The organism is Sphingomonas asaccharolytica NBRC 15499 (assembly GCF_001598355.1).
GTDB classification, from domain to species: domain Bacteria; phylum Pseudomonadota; class Alphaproteobacteria; order Sphingomonadales; family Sphingomonadaceae; genus Sphingomonas; species Sphingomonas asaccharolytica.
Genome location: NZ_BCYU01000012.1, coordinates 21,136 through 39,760, shown reverse-complemented (window position 1 = coordinate 39,760; position 18,625 = coordinate 21,136). Strand labels below are relative to the sequence as shown.

The following is an 18,625-nucleotide window of genomic DNA, read 5'->3' as shown; positions in this document are numbered from 1 at the left end:
AGCGGGAGGACAGCCCATGAAGAGCGTGATCGAAAGAGGTCTGCTGGCGGGAACTGCGATGTTGTGGTCGATGGCGGCGGGCGCGCAGACCGCCCCAGCGCCGCAACCGGACCCTGCTCAGGCGCAGACGCCCCCGGCCGCAGCCGCCGACAATTCGGGTCAATTGGGCGACATCATCATCACTGCCCAGCGCCGCGAACAGTCGCTCCAAACAGTGCCGATCAGCGTTGCCGCGTTCAGTGCCGCCAATATCAAGGCGCTCAGCGCCGAATCGATCGGCGATCTCGACAATTTCACGCCGGGTCTGACGATCAACGATTCGTCGGTGACTCAGCCCAGCTTCACCATTCGCGGGGTGTCTACCGACGATTTCGGGATCGGGACCGACCCGTCGGTCGGCATTTTCATCGACGGTATCTATTCCGGCCGCTCGGGATCGTCGCTGATCTTCTTCAACGACATCAATCGGGTCGAGGTGCTGAAGGGGCCGCAGGGGACGCTGTTCGGCCGCAACACCTCCGCCGGCGCGATCTCGATCATCACCAACAAACCGTCGCCCGATCCGGAAATGACGGCCACGGCGCAGTTCGGCAATTATGCCAAGACCAAGCTCGACGTGATGGGCAACGTGCCGATCACCGACACTCTGTATTTGCGCGTCGACGGCGTCATCAATCGCCGCAATGGCTTTATGAAGGACGCGATCACCCACGACGATCGCGAGCGCGAGAATAGCAGTTCGGGACGGATAGCGCTGCGCTGGGCGCCGAGCGCCAATACCGATTTCGTCCTCGCTTATGATCACGACGATACCAACAAGGACGGCCCGGCCGCGGTCGGGATCAGTGCCTTTGCGCTCAGCAAGGATCCGTTTGGCCCGTTCGCAAACGACGTGATCGGCAACAAGGAAACCCGCCTCCTCAACGGAGTCTCGTTGACCGCGACCCAGCGGATGGGCGCGTTCACCTTGACCAGCATCAGCTCGTTCAAGCATTTCGAGACGCACAATCGCGAAGATGAGGATGGGACCAACGATCCCACCCGCTATCTCGACACCGAGAATGCCGAGCGGAATTCCAGCCTCTATCAGGAAGTGCGGCTGGGCTATGAAAGCGATCGGATCAGCGCGATTGCCGGAGCCAGCTATTATCACGAGCGCGGCCGCCAGCAGAGCATCGTGACGGCGCTGACCGATTCGGTGAACCGGCTGATCAGCGACGCGACCGCCGGGCAGTTCCCGATCTTCTCGATCCTCGACAGCGTTGGCTTGCCGGTCTTCGGCAACACCTTTCAGGAGACGATGAGCAACCGCGCGGCCAACGACAGCTATGCGGTGTTTGGCGACGCGACCTTCAAGGTGACGCCGCGATTGAGCCTGACCGCCGGCATTCGCTATACGCACGATCTGAAGAAATTCAGCTGGTTCAACGGCCCGTTCTCCGCACCTGGGCTCGATGCGATCAAGGCGCCTGGCGCGCTCTACAATGCGATCCTCGGCGTGCCGGCCTTTCCCGATGACGTCATGTTCAGTGCGTCCGACTTCTTCGGCGCGACCATCGGTCCGAACGGCCTGATTTTCGACGAAGGCGCGCTGGAAGGCGTGCAGTTCACGCGACGGGCAGCCTTCAACGACGTCTCACCGCGCTTCGTCGTGCAATATGATGCGACTCCCGACGTCCATCTCTATGCCTCGGCCTCGCGCGGCTACAAGGCCGGCGGGTTCAACTCGGTCCAGGTCAATTCCTTCTTCGAACCGGAAAAGGTCTGGAATTTCGAAGGCGGCATCAAGTCCGAACTGTTCGACCGCCATGTGCGGTTCAACCTCTCGGGCTATTATTTCAAATACAGCAATCGCCAGGCGCTCAGCCTGGAGAATACCGGGGGTGCGGTGCCGCAATATATCACGTTGTCGGGCGACTCCGAGGCGTACGGCCTCGATCTCGACACGCAGTTCGTGGTCTCGCGCGATTTCTCGATCACCGGCACCGCCGGACTGATCGAGTCCAAATGGGTGAAGCGGGTCGAGCAGGGCATCGACATTTCCGGCCAACCCACGGGTGAGCCGGTGTTTCGCGGTATAATCGGGCTGCACTACAAGCACGACACCGGCAACGGCACGATCTTCGGCGATGCCAGCTACAGCTATACTTCGCGCCAACGGCTCAACGACGCGGCGCGCGCGATCAACGCCTTCATCGCCACCCCCGTCGCGGACCACGGCGCCGGCGTGGATTTGTCGAAGATCGACAAGCTGTGGGCGCCGCGCAACATTATCAACGCCAAGATCGGCTGGCGCTCTCCCGGCGAGCGTTATTCGATCGCGCTGTTCGCCGAGAACCTGCTCAACGAGAAATATCTGCGCACCTTGAATACGATAACCGCGGACACGTTCCAGACGCCCTATGTCCGGCGTGACCAGCCCGGCTTTTACGGCATCGAGCTCGGACTAAAATTCTGATCGAACGGGAGAGAAGGATGACCAAAGGAATTGCGCTCGTCGGCTGCGCCGCGATGCTTGCGCTCGTCAGCGGCTGCGGACCGAAAGTCGACCAACAGGGCTTCACCGTCGATCCCGATTTCGAGAAGAACCTGCAACAGAAGCTGCTCGACGCCAAACCAGGCAGCGTGATCGATGTGCCCGCGGGCAAATATGCGCTGAGCCGCAGCCTCAGCCTGACGGTGGACGGCGTCACCATCCGCGGCGCGGGGATGGGCAAGACCATCCTGTCCTTCGCCAGACAGAGTTCGGGCGCCGAAGGCATGCTGGTCACCGGCAACGACTTCACGATCGAGGACCTGGCGTTCGAGGATACCAAGGGCGACGCGCTCAAGATCAACGGCGTCAAGAACACCGTGATCCGCAGGGTTCGCGCCGAATGGACCGGCGGCGGCAAGACCTCGAACGGCGCCTATGGCCTCTATCCGGTGCAGGTCACCAACGTGCTGATCGAAGGCAGCGTGGTGAAGGGAGCATCCGACGCCGGCATCTATGTCGGGCAATCGAACAACATCATCGTCCGCGACAATCGCGCCGAGGGCAATGTCGCCGGAATCGAGATCGAGAATTCGAACAACGCCGACGTCTATGGCAACACCGCCACCGGCAATGCCGGCGGCATATTGGTGTTCAACATGCCCAATTTGCCAGTGCCGGGCAGCAAGACCCGCGTGTTCAAGAACCAGGTTGTCGCCAACAATCACGCCAATTTCGGCGCGAAGGGCAGCGCGGTCAGCTCGGTCCCGGCGGGATCGGGCGTGATCGTCAATTCCAACGACCAGGTCGAGATTTTCGATAACGACATCAAGGACAACAAGACCGCCAACGTCCTCATCTCCAGCTATTATTCGACCGGGTTCGATACCAAGCGCGGCATCGCAGCGGCGTACGACCCCTATCCGGAGAATATCTATGTCACCGGCAACCGCTTTTCGGGTGGGGGCGAAGATCCCGGCAACCCGACTCTCGTCCCGCTCAAGGCGGTGAATGGCGGGCGGCTGCCCGATGTCTTGTGGGACGGCTTCACCAACCCGAAGCTCAAGGATCCGGGCATCTGTGTCCAGAATGGCGAGGCGAAGACGCTCAACGCCGATGGCCCGTCCAAATTCGCCGGTGCGCGGATCGATACTGGGCGCAATTGCGCGCCGCCGAGCCGGCTGCCGGCGATCGTGCTGCCCGACGCGATGACGAAGGACAGCGGCACCAAGTCATGATCGTTCGCCTCGTCGTTTCGTTCTGCGCGGCGCTGCTGCTCGCGGCCTGCGGCCATGCGCCGCAGGCCGTGACCTTCCACGCCGACGACAATCCGGAAAAGCTGTCGGCCTGGGGTCTGTTCACCATTGCCGCTGGCCGCATCGCTCCGCACCAGGGGATGGTGACCTACGAACTGCAGACGCCGCTGTTCAGCGATTATGCCCAGAAATGGCGGACGATCTGGATGCCCAAGGGGGTTCATGCCGCCTATCGGCCGGATACCGCCTTCGACTTTCCGGTCGGGACGATCGTCACCAAGACTTTCTATTACACCGCGCCGGCCGGCGCGACCGATCCCCAGACCAGCGACACTGTCGTCAAGATGACGCCGGCGACGTACCAGACCGGCGTCGCTGGCCTCGACCTCCGCCATGTCCGCCTGATCGAGACTCGATTGCTGGTCCGGCGCGCGACCGGCTGGGTCGCCTTGCCGTATATCTGGGATAATGACGGACGCGACGCGACGCTGGCGCGAACCGGCGCCGATATCGCGCTGACGCTCGATGAGGGCGGAAAGAAGGTATCGTTCGACTATTCCGTGCCGAACCAGAATCAATGCGCGGGCTGCCATGTCCAGGACTTCCGCACGCGCGCGATCGAGCCGATCGGGTTGAAAGCGCGCCACCTCAACCGCGACTTTCCCGGCGAAGGCGGCGAGATCAACCAACTGAAGCGGCTGGTCGCGACGGGCTATCTGACCGGCGTGCCCGCCGGCGCCGTGCCGCGCAACGCCAACTGGCAGGACCTCAAGATCGGCGTCGTCGCTCGGGCGCGCGCCTATCTCGATATCAATTGCAGCCATTGCCACAACCCGACCGGCGCCGCGCGCACCTCGGGACTATGGCTCGACGCGGCGACGATCGACCCGCGCCTGCTAGGTATGTGCAAACCGCCGGTCGCGGCCGGGCGGGGCACCGGAGACCGGCCGTTCGATGTCGTGCCCGGCCATCCCGAGCGCTCGATCCTGCCCTATCGCCTTGCCAGCACCGATCCCGGCGTCATGATGCCCGAGCTGGGTCGCGACATCGAGCATCAGGAAGGCGTCAGGTTGATCTACGACTATATCCTGAGCCTGAAAGGCGCATGCACGGAGGATGACGGAACCGGACAGGCAGCGCGATGAGCTGGTCCATCGCGCCACCACCGATCAAGGCCTGACGTGACCGCGGCTCCCAGCGATAGTCCACGCCCGCTCCCCAAACAGGAGCGCGCGCAGCAAACCTATGAGCTGCTGCTCGACGTGGCGGGGGAATTACTAGCCGAAGTCGGAATCGAACGCATATCGACCAATCTGATCTGCGCGCGCGCCGGCCTCACGCCCCCCGCCCTGTATCGCTACTTCAAAGACAAATATTCGGTGCTGGAGGCGCTGGGGCTGCGATTGATGGAGCGCCAGAACGCCGTGCTCGAGGCGTGGATCGCGCGCCACGCCGGCAAGGGGCTCGACGATCTGCAGGATAATATCGAGGAGTTATTGCGGGAGAATGCGGCGATCACGCGCGCCGAACCGGGAGCGGTGTGGATACTGCGCGCGCTCCACGGTTCGCCCCGGCTCGCCCATGTCCGCATCGACTCGCACCGTTATGTCACCGGCAAGCTGGTCGAGGCCTATGCGCCGCACCTTCCGCATATGAGCCGCGAGTATCTGTGGCTGTATATCCGCCTTACCGTCGAACTCGGCTTTGGCGCGGACGAGATGTTGTACGAAGAACCGGGCGTGTTGGCCGACGCCGTGTTCCGTACCGTCGCCAACATGATGCGAGGCGGCTTGGCGACCTGACCTTCGTCATTGACAATCGAACGGTGACATTGCTCAATACGGTCATGGGGTCGGCGATCTCCCCACGAGGCGGCATGCCGAAGTATCGCGTCCCGATTGTCTCGAAGGACGCACCATGCCCGTCATCAATGCGATCACCCCCGACAAACTTGCGCGCCTGATCGGCACGCCGAATTGTCCGGCGATTATCGACGTCCGCACGGCCGACGACTTTGCCGCCGACCCGCGCTATCTGCCCGGCGCGCTGCGGCGGGATCACGCCGCCGTCACCGACTGGGCGCGCGAATTCGCAGGGCGCAGCATCGTGGTTGCCGGTCAACACGGACAGGCGCTCAGCGAGGGGGTCGCGGCATGGCTGCGGCATGAAGGAAACGCCGCCGAAATCCTCGACGGCGGCATAGTTGGCTGGGCAACCGCCGGGCTGCCGATGGTCCCCGATGCGGTGTTGCCAAAGCGCGACGGGCAGGGCCGCACGCTCTGGGTGACGCGGGCCCGTCCCAAGGTCGATCGCATCGCCTGCCCCTGGCTGATCCGCCGCTTCGTCGATCCGCAAGCATTGTTCCTGTTCGTCAGCCCGTCGGAAGTCGCCGGTGTCGCCGAGCGTTTCGGGGCGGCGCCGTTCGATGTCGAGGGCGACGGCGTGATCTGGAGCCATGATGGCGAGCGCTGCACGTTCGACGTGATGGTCGAGCGGTTCGATCTGCCAAGCCTGCCCGGCCTCGCGCGACTGGCCGAGATTGTGCGCGGTGCCGATACCGGGCGTCCGGAGCTGGTGCCGCAGGCCGCCGGGCTGCTCGCCATCTCGCTCGGCCTATCGCGCATGTATTCCGATGACCTGGCGCAGCTCGAGGCCGGAATGCTAGTCTATGACGCGCTGTTTCGCTGGTGCCGCGACGCCACGCACGAGACGCACGACTGGGTGTCGCACCAGTCCAAGGTTTCGCGCGGAAAGGCCCCGGCATGACCGCGGCCGCGCTCGATACCGCGACGCCCGCAATTCGCCCGGAGCCGGTGTCGCTCGGCGAGGCGTTCTGGGTCTGGCTGCGCATCGCCGCTTTGTCCTTTGGCGGGCCGGCCGGACAGATCGCGGTCATGCACCGCATCCTCGTCGAGGAGAAACGCTGGATCGGCGAGCACCGATTCCTGCATGCGCTCAATTATTGCATGCTGCTGCCCGGCCCGGAGGCGCAGCAGCTCGCTACCTATATCGGCTGGCTGATGCACCGCACGAAGGGCGGGATCGTCGCCGGTGGCCTGTTCATACTGCCCGGCGTGGTGGCGATCATGGCGCTGAGCTGGATCTACGTGCTTTACGGCCATGTCGGGCTGGTCGCCGGGCTGTTCTTCGGTCTCAAATGCGCGGTGCTCGCGGTCGTGCTGCAGGCGGTGGTGCGGATCGGCGGCCGGGCGCTCAAGAACAATGCGATGCGAATGCTGGCAGGCAGCGCCTTCATCCTGATCTTCTTCTTCAACATGCCATTTCCGCTGATCGTGCTCGGCGCGGGACTGATCGGCTATGTTGGCAGCCGCGCCGGCATCGCCGCCTTTCTGGTCGGCGGCGGCCACGGCGCGAGCAAGGGAACAATCGTGCCCGACGCGGAGACGCTGCTGGGCGAGGAATTGCCGGCGCATGCCAATCCGACGCTTGGTCAGTCGTTGCGGCAAGCGTCGATCTGGCTGGTGCTGTGGCTGGCGCCGGTCGCCGCCTTGCTGCTGCTATTCGGACCGAGCGACGTCTTCACGAAGATCGCGACATTCTTTTCGACGATGGCTGTCGTCACGTTCGGCGGCGCTTATGCCGTGCTCGCTTATGTCGCGCAGCAAGCGGTCGACGGCTATCACTGGCTGACCGCCAAGGAGATGCTCGACGGACTGGGCATGGCGGAGACGACGCCGGGCCCGCTGATCATGGTGCTCCAGTTCGTCGGTTTCATGGGCGCCTATCGACATCCCGGAATGCTCCCGCCGCTGCTTGCCGGCACGCTCGGCGGTCTGCTCGCGACCTGGGTGACGTTCATCCCCTGCTTCCTGTGGATATTCCTCGGGGCTCCGTTCATCGAGCGGCTGCGCGGTAATGTCGCGCTGTCGGGCGCACTCTCGGCGATTACCGCGGCGGTGGTCGGCGTCATCCTGAACCTCGCGATCTGGTTCGCGATCCACACGATCTTTCGCGCCACGGTGCCGGTTACCGCCGGGCCGGTCCATTTCGACGCGCCGGTCTTCGCGAGCGTCGATCCCTGGGCAGCGGCGCTCGCTGCCCTCGCGATCCTCGCGGTGTTCCGGCTGAAGCTCGGCATCTTCACTACCCTCGGAGGGGCATCCGCGATCGGCATTGCGCTCAACCTCGCGGGGATCGTCCGGTGATCGTCGATCGGGCCTTCTATTCGGCCTTTCGAATAAGGGAGTTAGGTTATGACAGATGCTCGCCTCGACCGTCGTGATCTGCTGACCGCCGGCGCGCTGCTGTCGGTCGGTGCCGCCGTCCTGCCCGCGAGCGCCGCTGCCGCCGCGCCGATCGCTGTCGGCTATGCGCCGCTGCCGCTGCCGCTGCCGTTCGATCCAAAGAGCATCACCGGATTCTCCGAGAAGTTGCTGACTAGCCATCACGACAACAATTATGTCGGCGCGGTGAAGCGGATCGGTGCGATCACTGAGCAAGTCGCGGCGCTCGACCCGGCGACCGCACCGGGATTCCAGATCAACGGGCTCAAGCGCGAGGAGCTGATCGCCTGGAACTCGATGATCCTGCACGAGCTGTATTTCGCCGGCCTGGGTGCGCCGTCGAAACCCGGCGCGAAGCTCGCCGCCGCGATCGAGCGCGATTTCGGGAGCAATGCCCGTTGGCGCGCCGAGTTTGCGGACATGGGCAAGGCGCTCGGCGGCGGATCGGGATGGGTGCTGCTGACATACAGCCACCGCGACAATCGCCTGGTCAACCAATGGGCGGCCGATCACAGTATGACCTTGGCCGGCAGCACGCCGATCCTCGCGCTCGATATGTACGAGCATGCCTATGCCATGGATTATGGCGCAAAGGCGGCCGCCTATGTCGACGCCTTCATGGCGACGACGAATTGGGCGTCGGCCGACGCGCGCTTCGCTAAGGTTGCGTGAACGGTCCGGGCGGGGAAAGCACGTTCAGGCTCGCGGCGATGATGGCGCCGCCAACCCCGAACGCGGCGGCGCGCCGGCCGCTTCATGGTTGCTGAAGATCCGCTGACCTCTTCGGACCGCGACACTTCGCCGAGCTGAGATGAGCCGATATCGAGACTGGCCATATCCTCCCCGGGGGGATATGTGGGCGCAATGTCACACGCCAACGATCCCAAGCTTCTCAACCGTCTGCGCCGCGCGCACGGGCACCTCGCCACAATCATCAACATGGTCGAGACCGGCCGTGAAGGTCTCGAGATAGCGCAACAGATGCAGGCGGTGGTCAGCGCGCTCGAGGCTGCAAAGAAGGTGCTGGTCATCGACCATATCGAGCATCATCTGGAGACCGCGACCGGACCGTTGACCGACGCCGGCCGACAAGAATTGGCGCGCATCGCCATCCTGGCCAAATATCTGTGACAAAGCCGTTCGCGCTGGGCGACATACGCAGAGGCGGATTGCTGGCTATTGCCGCCGCCGCCTTGTTCGGCGCCTCCACGCCGGCCGCCAAGGCGGTCGTGTCGGATGTCGATCCGTTGATGCTCGCCGGCCTGCTATATCTCGGCTCGGGGATCGGCCTCACCATCTTGCGCGTCGCTAGCGGACAGACGGGCTGGCTGTTCGAACGGGCCGATTTGCCCTGGCTGGCCGCCGCGGTGGTGTTCGGCGGTATGGCCGGACCGGCGCTGCTGATGCTCGGACTGACGACGGTGACGGGATCGGCGGCATCGTTGCTGTTGACGCTGGAGGGAGTCTTCACCGCGCTGATCGCCTGGATCGTCTTTCGGGAGCCGTTCAATCTCCGCATCGGCCTCGGTATGATGGCGATCGTCGCCGGTGCGGCGTTGCTGTCGCTAGGCGGAGGATCGGGTCGGGCAATGGTCGGCGGCGCGCTCGCGATCGGGGCGGCCTGTCTGTGCTGGGCAATCGACAATAATTGCACGTCGCGGATTTCGCACGCCGACGCGCCGGCGCTGGCGGCCGTGAAGGGTTTGGTCGCCGGTATCGTGAACGTCGGTCTTGCCCTGATGGCCGGTGCCGCCGTGCCGTCCATGGGCTCGATCGCGCTCTCCGGCCTGATCGGGCTATTCGGTTATGGGATCAGCCTGGTGCTGTTCGTGCTGGCGCTGCGCCAGGTCGGCGCGGCGCGGACCGGCGCCTATTTCTCGACGGCGCCGTTCCTCGGCGCGGCGCTCAGCCTTGTCGTTCCGCGAGAAGCGTGGAGCTGGTCGCTTCTGGGCGCCGGGCTGCTAATGGCGCTCGGCGTCTGGCTGCATCTGACGGAACAGCGCCCGGAAAAGGCAATCGGCTAGGCAGCCAAACATACCTCTCTGTCGGCGATCGCGGCAAATTGCGGACTAAGCCAACTCCACCGGCGTCACCTCGTAATCCGCTGCCTTGAGCGCCGCGACCAGCCGGTCGAGATGCGCGCGGTCGCGGGCTTCGCATTCGATGTCGGTGATCAGGCCCTTGGCAGGCAGGGTGGTGAACACGCGCTGGTGATAGACTTCGATGATGTTGACGCGCTGGTCGCTGAAGATGCGGACGACGTTGAACAAAGCGCCCGGCTGGTCCTGCAAGCGGATGCGCAACCGCGCCAGCCGGCCCGACCGCGCGAGGTCGCGCAGCAGCACGTTGGCGAGCAGCCTCGTGTCGATATTGCCGCCGCACAGCACCACGCCGACGGTCTTGCCCTTGAACCGATCGGGATGTTCGAGCAGCGCCGCGAGCCCAGCCGCGCCGGCACCCTCGACCACCGATTTCTCGATCTGCAGCAACAGGCTGACCGCCTGTTCTAGGCTGCGTTCGCCGACCAACACGATCTCGTCGACTAGCTGGCGGACCATCGCCGAGGTGATCCCGCCCGGTTCCTTGACCGCGATGCCCTCGGCCAGCGTGTCGCCGGCGCAGGGATATTGGGTGCCGTTGATGCGGTTGTACATCGACGGATAGAGCTCGGCTTCGACCCCGACCACTTCGATCGGATGGTCGGCCGCTGCGGCGACCACCGCCATGCCGCTGATCAAGCCGCCGCCGCCGATCGGGGTCAGGAAGGTGTCGATCGCCGGCACGTCCTCGAGCATCTCGACCGCCACCGTGCCCTGGCCGGCGATGACGCGCGCGTCGTCGAACGGATGGACGAAAGTGAAGCCGCATTCCTGCTCGAGCTGGCGGGCATGGGCATAGGCCGCGTCGAACGTGTCGCCCTGGAGCACGACCTTGGCGCCATGCCCCTCGGTCTGCGTCACTTTCACGATCGGCGTGTTGGTCGGCATCACGATCGTCGCCGGAATGCCAAGCCGGTGCGCGTGATAGGCGAGGCCCTGGGCGTGGTTGCCCGCCGACGCCGCGATCACGCCCTTGGCGCGTGCCGCCTCGTCGAGCTGAAGCAAGGTGTTGAGCGCGCCGCGTTCCTTGTACGCCGCGGTGAACTGGAGGTTCTCGAACTTGAGATAGACCGTCGCCCCGGTCAGTTCGCTTAGCGTCTTGCTGATGAAGGTCGGCGTGCGGACGATCGAATCGCGAATGCGCGCATGCGCGGCGCGGACGTCTTCGATGGTGACCGGGATAGTGGCGGCGATCGTTTCGGAGGAGGTCATTGGCGTCGCCTAGACCATCTGGCGTGTTGGGGGAACACGGCTTATGCCCGCCGGAGCGCTCCGTTTTGAGCGCAAGAAACGGGAGTTGGCCGCGAATGATCCGTAAGCTGGTGGGGGCGGCCGTCGCGCTGTCGATGATAGCCACCCCCGCCTTGGCCGACGGGCTGATCGACAATGTCAACGGCATCACGATGGACGCCAACGGCCGCGTGATCCACTTCAGCGGGATGCTGATCGGCGCAGACGGCAAGGTCAAGAAGCTGATGCAGTCGGGCGACAAACGCCCCGACAAGCTCGACTGGCTGTCGAACCAGAAGGGACGGACCCTGCTTCCCGGGTTCATCGACGCGCATGGCCATGTCATCGACCTCGGCTTCCGCGCGCTCGAACTTGATCTGTCGGATACCAAATCGCTCGACGAGGCCAAGGCGAAGATCGCCGCTTATGCGGCGGCCAATCCCGAGAAGAAATGGATATTGGGCGGCGGCTGGAACCAGGAGAAATGGGGCCTGGGCCGCTTCCCGACCGCGGCCGATCTCGACGCGGCGGTCGGCGATCGCCCGGTCTGGCTCGAGCGCGCCGACGGCCATGCCAGCTGGGCCAATAGCGCGGCGATCAGGGAAGCGGGCATCACCGCCAAGACCGCGACCCCGGCGGGCGGCCGCATCGAGAAGATCGGCGTCCAGCCTGCCGGCGTGTTCGTCGATGCCGCGCAGCAATTGATCGAGAAGGTCGTGCCGCAGCCGTTGCCAAAGGAGCGCGACCTCGCGCTGGCGAAGGCGCAGGAGATCCTGCTTGCCTTCGGCATCACCGCGACGTCGGACATGGGCACGTCGATGGACGATTGGCTGGCGATGCGGCGCTCCGGCGACCGCGGCGCGCTGAGCATGCGGATCATGAGCTATGGCCTCGGGGTCGATACCGCGGTCCGGATCGGCGGCAGCGGCCCGACGCCGTGGCTGTATAACGACCGCTTGCGCATGGCCGGGGTCAAGCTGTTCGCCGACGGCGCGCTCGGCTCGCGCGGCGCCTGGCTGCTCAAGCCCTATAGCGACGCGCCGGGTCAGTCGGGCGCAGGGTTCCTGACCGACGACGTGCTGCAGAATTATATGAGCCGGGCGTCGATGGACGGGTTCCAGGTCGCGGTTCATGCGATCGGCGACCGCGCCAACCGCCAGGTGCTCGACGCGATCGAGGCGATGTCCAACACCTATAAAGGCGACCGCCGCTGGCGGATCGAACATGCCCAGATCGTCGATCCCGCCGACCTGCCGCGCTTCGCCAGCCTGAAGGTGATCGCTTCGATGCAGCCGACCCACGCGACCTCCGACCGGGCGATGGCCGAGGCGCGGTTGGGCTCCGACCGGCTGGTCGGCGCTTATGCCTGGGCGACGATGCTGCGCAACGGCGTCCCGCTTGCCTTCGGGTCGGATTATCCGGTCGAAAGCCCCGATCCCTGGGCCGGCTGGGCGGCGGCGTTCACGCGCCAGGACGCCAATGGCGAACCGTTCGGCGGCTGGCGGCCCGAGGAAAAGGTAACGCGCGAACAGGCATGGTGGGCCTTCACCCAGGGAGGCTCGTACGCCGGATTCGCCGAGGAAAAATTCGGCCGCCTCGCGCCCGGTCAGCTCGCCGACTTCATCATCGTCGATCGCGATCCGATGCTGGCGAGCCCGAGCGACTTGCGCCAGACCAAGGTCGAGGAGACCTGGATCGGCGGCGCCAAGATTTATGTGCGCAAGACGGGCTAGGCCCCCGGCTGATGGTCAAGAGCGGATCGGTGCTGGCCGGAATCGGTTGGCCGTGATAAGAGACTATATCAGCGACAGTTTTCTACTTGAGCGCCGCTGACTGAGAGACCGATCGTGCTCCCGCTTGCAAGCTGGAAAAGCGTCATCGTCTCTCACCAGGCACTCGCTATTGTCTTCATCGTGATTGCCGTCCCGATCCTGGTGACGATGCTGGTGATATTGCTTCGCGCGGCGAGCGAGCGCCGGCGCCTGTTGCGCGGCTTCGACGATCGGCTTCGCGTGCGACTGCCGTCGAGCGCGCGCCGTCCGGCGAGAACCCCCGAGCAATAGAGTCAGGCCAGATCCCAGCGATCGGCGATGTGAATGATCGCCGCCTGGACGACGCCGTCATCCTCGGGCGAGCAGCGGACAGTGACGTCCCAATGCAGCATTGCGCAGCTGCGGCCGTAGCGAGCAGCGGTTCGTCGAACACGATACGACCCGCGACGTCGGCGCCGAGCAGGACGGATATTGCCCAGTCCAGTTCGCCCTTCAATTCGGCGGCCGACTTGAACTCGCGTTCGATCGTCTGTCTCTCCGCGGAAATGGCAGTCGGCCCTATCGGCCGGGGTGCGATGGCAGCCGCGGATCGGGCGGATTGTCGCCTCGATCGCGGCTCCGCATCGCGTCAATCGACCAGCGCGTCGACCGGTCGGTTCTGGGCGCGGGCGCGTTCGACCCGTTCCTGGCGTTCGGCCATGGCTTCCCATGCCGCTGCAGCCCGCAGGCAGCGATCGCGGACATTGTCCAACTTCGCCGCATTGGCCTCCGCTTGCGCGACGGCCGCATTTTCACGAAAAGTATTTTGCGCCAAGGCGGTTCTCCTTGGGGAAAGCGGCGGCGCGGGATCGCGCCGCCGTATCAACTTGGCGTCAGTCGACGTTCTGCAGGTTGCAGGCCGCCATCTTGCCATTCTTCGATGCTTCCAGCTCGTACGACACGCGCTGGTTCTGATCCAGCGTCGCCATGCCGGCGCGCTCGACCGCGCTAATGTGAACGAACGCATCTTCACCGCCGGCATCGGGGGAGATGAAACCAAATCCCTTTGTGGCATTGAAAAACTTGACGGTGCCAGTGATGGCCATGAATATTTCCTTCGATTTCCGTCTTCTGGATGAAGACTTACCGCTTAAGGGGCAGGGAAAGAAGGATTGGTGCCGCAGCGCCGAAAACCGTCGATATGCGACTCTAGCGAGCGCGACCTAGCGTATTCGGGCCGAATTTGAAAGGGTGAGCCCGGGATTGCCCCTGACGCCTCGGCTTTTCAGTCCCGCGCGGCGCATTTTCGGACGATGAACTTTGCCTGGGCGCGGTCCGTCCTTCCCGGACAAGAAGAGGGCCGCGGTGCCTTGCGGCGCCGCGACCCCCATCCCCCTTTTAACCTTTGATTTTTCGGCTCAGGCGACCTGCGCCGCCTCGACCTCGTCGGCCTCGCGCAGCACATAGCCGCGGCCCCATACGGTCTCGATGTAATTCTCGCCGTCGGTCGCCAGGCTGAGCTTCTTGCGCAGCTTGCAGATGAAGACGTCGATGATCTTGAGTTCGGGCTCGTCCATCCCGCCATAGAGATGGTTGAGGAACATTTCCTTGGTCAGCGTCGTGCCCTTGCGGAGCGACAACAGCTCGAGCATCGCATATTCCTTGCCGGTCAGGTGGACACGGGCGCCATCGACCTCGACGGTCTTGGCATCCAGGTTCACCGCCAGCTTGCCGGTCTTGATGACCGACTGCGAATGACCCTTCGAGCGGCGGACGACGGCGTGGATACGCGCGGTCAGCTCTTCGCGATGGAATGGCTTGGTGACGTAATCGTCGGCGCCGAAGCCGAACGAGCGGACCTTCGAGTCCATCTCGCTGATCCCCGACAGGATGAGCACCGGCGTCGAGACCCGCGCGGTGCGCAACTTCTTCAGCACGTCATAGCCGTGCATGTCCGGCAAGTTCAGGTCGAGCAGGATGATATCGTAATCATACAGCTTGCCGAGGTCCAAACCTTCCTCACCGAGGTCGGTCGTATAAACGTTAAAGCCCTCGGTCGTCAGCATGAGCTCGATGGCCTTGGCCGTCGTCGGCTCGTCCTCGATCAGCAGTACGCGCATCAGCGAAATCCCCTGTCACTTGCGGCAAGCTGCCCCCGTTGGCTGCCCACACTCGACATATTCCATTAACCTAAGCACATCTGAAGGACAAAGGTTAATTCTTCGCTAACCGGCCTGACTCCGCGAGTCGCGGGGAGTCAATACGATTCGGGCGCCGGTTAATGCCGTGTTTGCGACGCGCATAATTCCTTAAAGCGGGCGGCAAGGAACTCAATCAGGAGTTCTACGCGAGCGGGCCGTAACGCACTCGGCGGCGTGACGAGGTGAAGCGCGATCGGCGGACCTTTCCAGTCGGTGAGAATTGCTTCGAGCCGTCCCGCGGCAATTTCCTCGTCGACGATGAAATCGGGCAGGCGCGCGATCCCGAGTCCCGCATGAAGCAGCGGCAAATTGGCATCGCCATTGTCGCTGGTGAAGCGCCCGTTGGGCCGCACCGCGACTTCCTCGCCTGCCGGGCCGCGAAAGGTCCAGGTCGTGCTGGGGACGTTGGCATAAGCGAAGATGTCGTGCTCGCCGAGCTCGAGCGGATGTTTGGGCCGTCCGCGCCGGTCGAGATAGAGCGGGGAGGCGACGATGCGCGTTTCGACCGGCGCGAGCCGGCGGGCGCGCAAGGAGCTGTCGGGCAAATCGGCGATGCGTAGCGCGATATCGAACCCCTCGGCGACGATATCGACCTTCGCGTCGGACAGCCTCAGGTCGATATGGACGCCGGGATGCTCGACCATGAAATCGGCGATGACCGGTGAGACGTGGCGGATGCCGAACGTCAGCGGCGCAGCGATGCGGATCAGCCCGACCGGTGCCGCGGCGGCATCGTGCGCGCTCTCTTCGGCGGCCTGGCCCTCGGCCAGGATGCGCTGGGCATGTTCGCTCAGACTCTCGCCGCTCTGCGTCAACGTCAGCCGGCGCGACGTGCGGTGGAACAATGACGTGCCGAGCGACTGCTCGAGCCGCGTAATCGCCTTGGATATGGTCGCCTTGGATACGCCCAGCGCGTCGGCCGCGCCGCTGAACGAGCGGTGTTCGGCCACCGTCGCGAAGATCGCCCAGGCCTCGAAATCGGGTAGCTTCATCATTCCTCCCGGTCAACCAAGACGGCTTATAATAGGAAACGATCGGTTTCAATCGTTTCCATTTACGCGATGCCGGGGATGCCTATCTTGGCGGCAACGAATGGAGGTTCTCATGACCGACACCAATATTGCCACCCGTATCGAGCGCCGCGCTTTCGACAGCCTGGGCCATGCCGATCACGGCTGGCTCAATGCCCGGCATCATTTCAGTTTCGCCGATTATTACGACCCCAAGCGGATGAGCTGGGGCACCATCCGCGTGTGGAACGACGACGAGATCGGCCCCAATTCGGGCTTCCCGCCGCATCCCCACCGCGACATGGAAATCATCACCTATGTCCGCAAGGGCGCGATCACGCACCAGGATTCAATGGGCAATGTCGGCCGCACCGCGGCGGGCGACGTCCAGGTGATGAGCGCGGGAACCGGCGTTCGGCATGCCGAATACAATCTCGAGCCGGAGTCGACCACGCTGTTCCAGATCTGGATCGAGCCCAAGCGGCTCGGCGGTTCGCCGTCCTGGGGCGCCAAGCCGTTTCCCAAGGACGATCGCTCGGGCAAGTTCGTGACGCTCGCCAGCGGGTTCGCCGAGGATGACGGCGCCTTGCCGATCCGCGCCGACGCCCGGGTGATGGGCGCCACCGTCAAGGCGGGCGAGAGCGTCAGCCACACGGTGGGTGAGGGGCGCCACGCCTATCTCGTCCCCGCTACCGGCGCGGTCGAGATCGACGGCGAGCGCTACGAGGCGCGCGACGGCATCGCGATTTCCGGCGGCCAGACCGTCGAGATCAAGGCGCTCGACGACGCCGAACTCGTCCTGGTCGACGCCGACTAAGGCATCCTGTTCCCCCCGAGCCGGCGCGGCGTTCCTCCCAACGCGCCGGCCAGCCCCCTCCCTGACCCCCGGGGAGGGGGCCTCCAATCCCCAACTGCCAATTCCCAACTAAAGGAGTCCCCCAATGACCAAGGTCCTCGTTCTCTATTATTCGTCCTACGGCCATATGGAACAGATGGCTGATGCCATCGCCGAGGGCGCCCGCGGCGCAGGTGCCGAGGTCGACATCCGCCGCGTCCCCGAAACCGCGCCGGCCGACGTCGCCAAGGCCGCCGGCTTCAAGCCGGACATCTCGCATCCGGTGATCGAGGGTATCGACAAGCTCGCCGATTATGACGCGATCATCGTCGGCTCGCCGACCCGCTTTGGTCGCATGTCGAGCCAGATGGCGTCGTTCCTCGACCAGGCCGGTGGCTTGTGGATGCGCGGTGCCTTGAACGGCAAGGTCGGTGCGGCGTTCACCTCGACCGCGACCCAGCATGGCGGCCAGGAAGTCACTCTGTTCTCGATCATCACCAACCTGCTGCATTTCGGGTTGACGATCGTCGGGCTCGATTACGGTTTTGCCGGCCAGATGGGCGTCAAGGAAGTCCATGGCAATTCGCCTTATGGCGCCAGCACCATTGCCGATGGCGACGGCAGCCGTCAGCCGAGCCAGGTCGATCTCGACGGTGCTCGGTACCAGGGCCGCCGCGTCGCCGAAGTCGCGACCAAGCTCGCCGCCTGAGCCGATCGGCCGGTCGCGTGACCGGCCCACCGGCCTAGCCCGATCGCCCCGCCTCCCTTATGGTCCTCCCGGCCATAGAGGAGGCGGACGATGTTCAGGCTAGCTGTCGCCGCGATTGCCGTCATGGCGAGCGTACCGGTGGTCGCCGCGGAGGCACCCGCCAGCGGCGCCAATGTGCGCAGTGTCACTTACCCCCAGGGCAGCTATCGCCAGACCGGCCCGCGCGCCTGGGCCGAATTCGACAAATCGGGCAAGCCGACCAACGCGTTCGTCGAGGACGCGCGCGACGAATGGTCGGTCTTCCTGTTCGATCCTGCGCGCAACGTCCGCGTCCAGATCGACCTCTACCGCAAGAAGATCCGCTACACCGAAAATGGCGGATCCTATGCCGATCTCTATGATGTGACCGGATCGGCGGCGAGTGTCGGCGCCGCGGCCGCCACGCCGCCTGCGCGGACATCGCCGCCGCTCGCATCGTCCAATGGGTTCTGGAACAACAGCCCCGTCCGCTACGGCGTGGGCGCCGCCGGTGGCAACCTCGCCGGGGTGCTGCGCGGCGTGGATGGCGGCGCGATCGCCAGCCAGGGCGACGCCAATATGCGCTGCCCCGAAGCAGCGCGCGCGGCCAACGGAACCTGGACCGGCCAATGGCATCAGGGGCAGGGCGGTTATCCTGGCCTCTGTCGAGTGCGGATCGAGCATTAGGGGCGAATTTAGACCAATCCTCCCCCGCCAGGGGGAGGTGGCGCCGAAGGCGACGGAGGGGGCGGACAGCGTGTCACTCGCCGTCGTGCTTCCTCCCCCTCCGTCAGGCTGC

Annotated in this window: 19 protein-coding genes; 14 read left to right on the top strand and 5 right to left on the bottom strand. The window is 64.6% G+C overall.

Features of this window, described 5'->3' with window-relative positions:
• Window positions 1-16 precede the first annotated feature (16 nt).
• The 9 genes from SAS01S_RS04845 (at window position 17) to SAS01S_RS04805 (ending at window position 9,997) form a co-directional block, all read left to right on the top strand.
• Window positions 17-2,458, top strand: coding sequence for a TonB-dependent receptor (locus tag SAS01S_RS04845; RefSeq protein ID WP_066805696.1), 2,442 nt, complete (start codon window positions 17-19; stop codon window positions 2,456-2,458).
• Between the two features lie 17 nt (window positions 2,459-2,475).
• Window positions 2,476-3,711: a parallel beta-helix domain-containing protein gene (locus SAS01S_RS04840; protein ID WP_066805693.1), complete on the top strand. Its 1,236-nt coding sequence runs from the start codon at window positions 2,476-2,478 to the stop codon at window positions 3,709-3,711.
• Window positions 3,708-4,874 (top strand): SO2930 family diheme c-type cytochrome, encoded by a 1,167-nt coding sequence (locus SAS01S_RS04835; RefSeq protein ID WP_066805818.1) that lies wholly within the window; start codon window positions 3,708-3,710, stop codon window positions 4,872-4,874. Before SAS01S_RS04840 ends, SAS01S_RS04835 begins: the two co-directional genes overlap by 4 nt.
• A gap of 36 nt (window positions 4,875-4,910) precedes the next feature.
• Entirely contained in the window at window positions 4,911-5,531 is a 621-nt protein-coding gene (locus SAS01S_RS04830) for a TetR/AcrR family transcriptional regulator (protein ID WP_066805690.1), read from the top strand.
• A 115-nt stretch (window positions 5,532-5,646) separates the two neighbouring features.
• Entirely contained in the window at window positions 5,647-6,495 is an 849-nt protein-coding gene (locus SAS01S_RS04825; protein ID WP_066805687.1) for a chromate resistance protein ChrB domain-containing protein, read from the top strand.
• The gene (gene chrA / locus SAS01S_RS04820) at window positions 6,492-7,895 is read left to right on the top strand and encodes a chromate efflux transporter (protein WP_066805684.1); all 1,404 of its coding nucleotides are present in this window, start codon (window positions 6,492-6,494) and stop codon (window positions 7,893-7,895) included. The genes SAS01S_RS04825 and chrA overlap by 4 nt, the downstream gene beginning before the upstream one ends.
• 48 nt (window positions 7,896-7,943) lie before the next feature.
• Window positions 7,944-8,645, top strand: coding sequence for a superoxide dismutase (locus tag SAS01S_RS04815; RefSeq protein WP_084238522.1), 702 nt, complete (start codon window positions 7,944-7,946; stop codon window positions 8,643-8,645).
• Between the two features lie 192 nt (window positions 8,646-8,837).
• Entirely contained in the window at window positions 8,838-9,104 is a 267-nt protein-coding gene (locus SAS01S_RS04810) for a metal-sensing transcriptional repressor (protein ID WP_066805812.1), read from the top strand.
• Window positions 9,101-9,997 carry a DMT family transporter gene (locus tag SAS01S_RS04805; RefSeq protein WP_066805682.1) on the top strand — a complete coding sequence of 299 codons (897 nt, stop codon included), beginning with the start codon at window positions 9,101-9,103 and terminating at the stop codon, window positions 9,995-9,997. The genes SAS01S_RS04810 and SAS01S_RS04805 overlap by 4 nt, the downstream gene beginning before the upstream one ends.
• Before the next feature lie 45 nt (window positions 9,998-10,042).
• Here the strand turns inward: SAS01S_RS04805 and SAS01S_RS04800 are convergent, their stop codons facing one another.
• Window positions 10,043-11,284 carry a threonine ammonia-lyase gene (locus SAS01S_RS04800; RefSeq protein WP_066805680.1) on the bottom strand — a complete coding sequence of 414 codons (1,242 nt, stop codon included), beginning with the start codon at window positions 11,282-11,284 and terminating at the stop codon, window positions 10,043-10,045.
• 95 nt (window positions 11,285-11,379) lie between these two features.
• Here SAS01S_RS04800 and SAS01S_RS04795 point away from each other — a divergent pair, with 95 nt between their 5' ends.
• A complete protein-coding gene (locus tag SAS01S_RS04795; protein WP_066805677.1) occupies window positions 11,380-13,035 on the top strand; it encodes an amidohydrolase in 1,656 nt (551 codons plus the stop codon).
• A 114-nt stretch (window positions 13,036-13,149) separates the two neighbouring features.
• Window positions 13,150-13,365: a hypothetical protein gene (locus SAS01S_RS04790; RefSeq protein WP_066805676.1), complete on the top strand. Its 216-nt coding sequence runs from the start codon at window positions 13,150-13,152 to the stop codon at window positions 13,363-13,365.
• A 337-nt stretch (window positions 13,366-13,702) separates the two neighbouring features.
• On the opposite strand, the gene SAS01S_RS04785 is transcribed toward SAS01S_RS04790, so the two are convergent.
• The 4 genes from SAS01S_RS04785 to SAS01S_RS04770 all read right to left on the bottom strand — a co-directional run bounded on the left by SAS01S_RS04785 (window position 13,703) and on the right by SAS01S_RS04770 (window position 16,246).
• Window positions 13,703-13,888 carry a hypothetical protein gene (locus tag SAS01S_RS04785; RefSeq protein ID WP_066805674.1) on the bottom strand — a complete coding sequence of 62 codons (186 nt, stop codon included), beginning with the start codon at window positions 13,886-13,888 and terminating at the stop codon, window positions 13,703-13,705.
• A 58-nt stretch (window positions 13,889-13,946) separates the two neighbouring features.
• Window positions 13,947-14,159, bottom strand: a complete 213-nt coding sequence (locus tag SAS01S_RS04780; RefSeq protein ID WP_066805671.1) for a cold-shock protein — start codon at window positions 14,157-14,159, stop codon at window positions 13,947-13,949.
• A gap of 312 nt (window positions 14,160-14,471) precedes the next feature.
• The gene (gene ctrA / locus SAS01S_RS04775) at window positions 14,472-15,173 is read right to left on the bottom strand and encodes a response regulator transcription factor CtrA (RefSeq protein WP_066805668.1); all 702 of its coding nucleotides are present in this window, start codon (window positions 15,171-15,173) and stop codon (window positions 14,472-14,474) included.
• Between the two features lie 158 nt (window positions 15,174-15,331).
• Window positions 15,332-16,246, bottom strand: a complete 915-nt coding sequence (locus SAS01S_RS04770; RefSeq protein WP_066805809.1) for a LysR family transcriptional regulator — start codon at window positions 16,244-16,246, stop codon at window positions 15,332-15,334.
• A 112-nt stretch (window positions 16,247-16,358) separates the two neighbouring features.
• Between SAS01S_RS04770 and SAS01S_RS04765 the strand changes: the two genes are divergently transcribed.
• The 3 genes from SAS01S_RS04765 (at window position 16,359) to SAS01S_RS04755 (ending at window position 18,513) form a co-directional block, all read left to right on the top strand.
• Window positions 16,359-17,081 carry a pirin family protein gene (locus SAS01S_RS04765; RefSeq protein ID WP_066805806.1) on the top strand — a complete coding sequence of 241 codons (723 nt, stop codon included), beginning with the start codon at window positions 16,359-16,361 and terminating at the stop codon, window positions 17,079-17,081.
• A gap of 124 nt (window positions 17,082-17,205) precedes the next feature.
• Window positions 17,206-17,808 (top strand): NAD(P)H:quinone oxidoreductase, encoded by a 603-nt coding sequence (gene wrbA / locus SAS01S_RS04760; RefSeq protein ID WP_066805665.1) that lies wholly within the window; start codon window positions 17,206-17,208, stop codon window positions 17,806-17,808.
• A 90-nt stretch (window positions 17,809-17,898) separates the two neighbouring features.
• Window positions 17,899-18,513, top strand: a complete 615-nt coding sequence (locus SAS01S_RS04755) for a hypothetical protein (protein ID WP_157082669.1) — start codon at window positions 17,899-17,901, stop codon at window positions 18,511-18,513.
• Window positions 18,514-18,625 lie beyond the last annotated feature (112 nt).

Excerpts from the sequence above, each read along its gene's own strand:
- SAS01S_RS04845 (WP_066805696.1), top strand. The coding sequence starts at position 17 with ATGAAGAGCGTGATCGAAAGAGGTCTGCTGGCGGGAACTGCGATGTTG.
- SAS01S_RS04840 (WP_066805693.1), top strand. The coding sequence starts at position 2,476 with ATGACCAAAGGAATTGCGCTCGTCGGCTGCGCCGCGATGCTTGCGCTC.
- SAS01S_RS04835 (WP_066805818.1), top strand. The coding sequence starts at position 3,708 with ATGATCGTTCGCCTCGTCGTTTCGTTCTGCGCGGCGCTGCTGCTCGCG.
- SAS01S_RS04825 (WP_066805687.1), top strand. The coding sequence starts at position 5,647 with ATGCCCGTCATCAATGCGATCACCCCCGACAAACTTGCGCGCCTGATC.
- chrA (WP_066805684.1), top strand. The coding sequence starts at position 6,492 with ATGACCGCGGCCGCGCTCGATACCGCGACGCCCGCAATTCGCCCGGAG.
- SAS01S_RS04815 (WP_084238522.1), top strand. The coding sequence starts at position 7,944 with ATGACAGATGCTCGCCTCGACCGTCGTGATCTGCTGACCGCCGGCGCG.
- SAS01S_RS04810 (WP_066805812.1), top strand. The coding sequence starts at position 8,838 with ATGTCACACGCCAACGATCCCAAGCTTCTCAACCGTCTGCGCCGCGCG.
- SAS01S_RS04800 (WP_066805680.1), bottom strand. The coding sequence starts at position 11,284 with ATGACCTCCTCCGAAACGATCGCCGCCACTATCCCGGTCACCATCGAA.
- SAS01S_RS04795 (WP_066805677.1), top strand. The coding sequence starts at position 11,380 with ATGATCCGTAAGCTGGTGGGGGCGGCCGTCGCGCTGTCGATGATAGCC.
- SAS01S_RS04780 (WP_066805671.1), bottom strand. The coding sequence starts at position 14,159 with ATGGCCATCACTGGCACCGTCAAGTTTTTCAATGCCACAAAGGGATTT.
- ctrA (WP_066805668.1), bottom strand. The coding sequence starts at position 15,173 with ATGCGCGTACTGCTGATCGAGGACGAGCCGACGACGGCCAAGGCCATC.
- SAS01S_RS04770 (WP_066805809.1), bottom strand. The coding sequence starts at position 16,246 with ATGAAGCTACCCGATTTCGAGGCCTGGGCGATCTTCGCGACGGTGGCC.
- SAS01S_RS04765 (WP_066805806.1), top strand. The coding sequence starts at position 16,359 with ATGACCGACACCAATATTGCCACCCGTATCGAGCGCCGCGCTTTCGAC.
- wrbA (WP_066805665.1), top strand. The coding sequence starts at position 17,206 with ATGACCAAGGTCCTCGTTCTCTATTATTCGTCCTACGGCCATATGGAA.
- SAS01S_RS04755 (WP_157082669.1), top strand. The coding sequence starts at position 17,899 with ATGTTCAGGCTAGCTGTCGCCGCGATTGCCGTCATGGCGAGCGTACCG.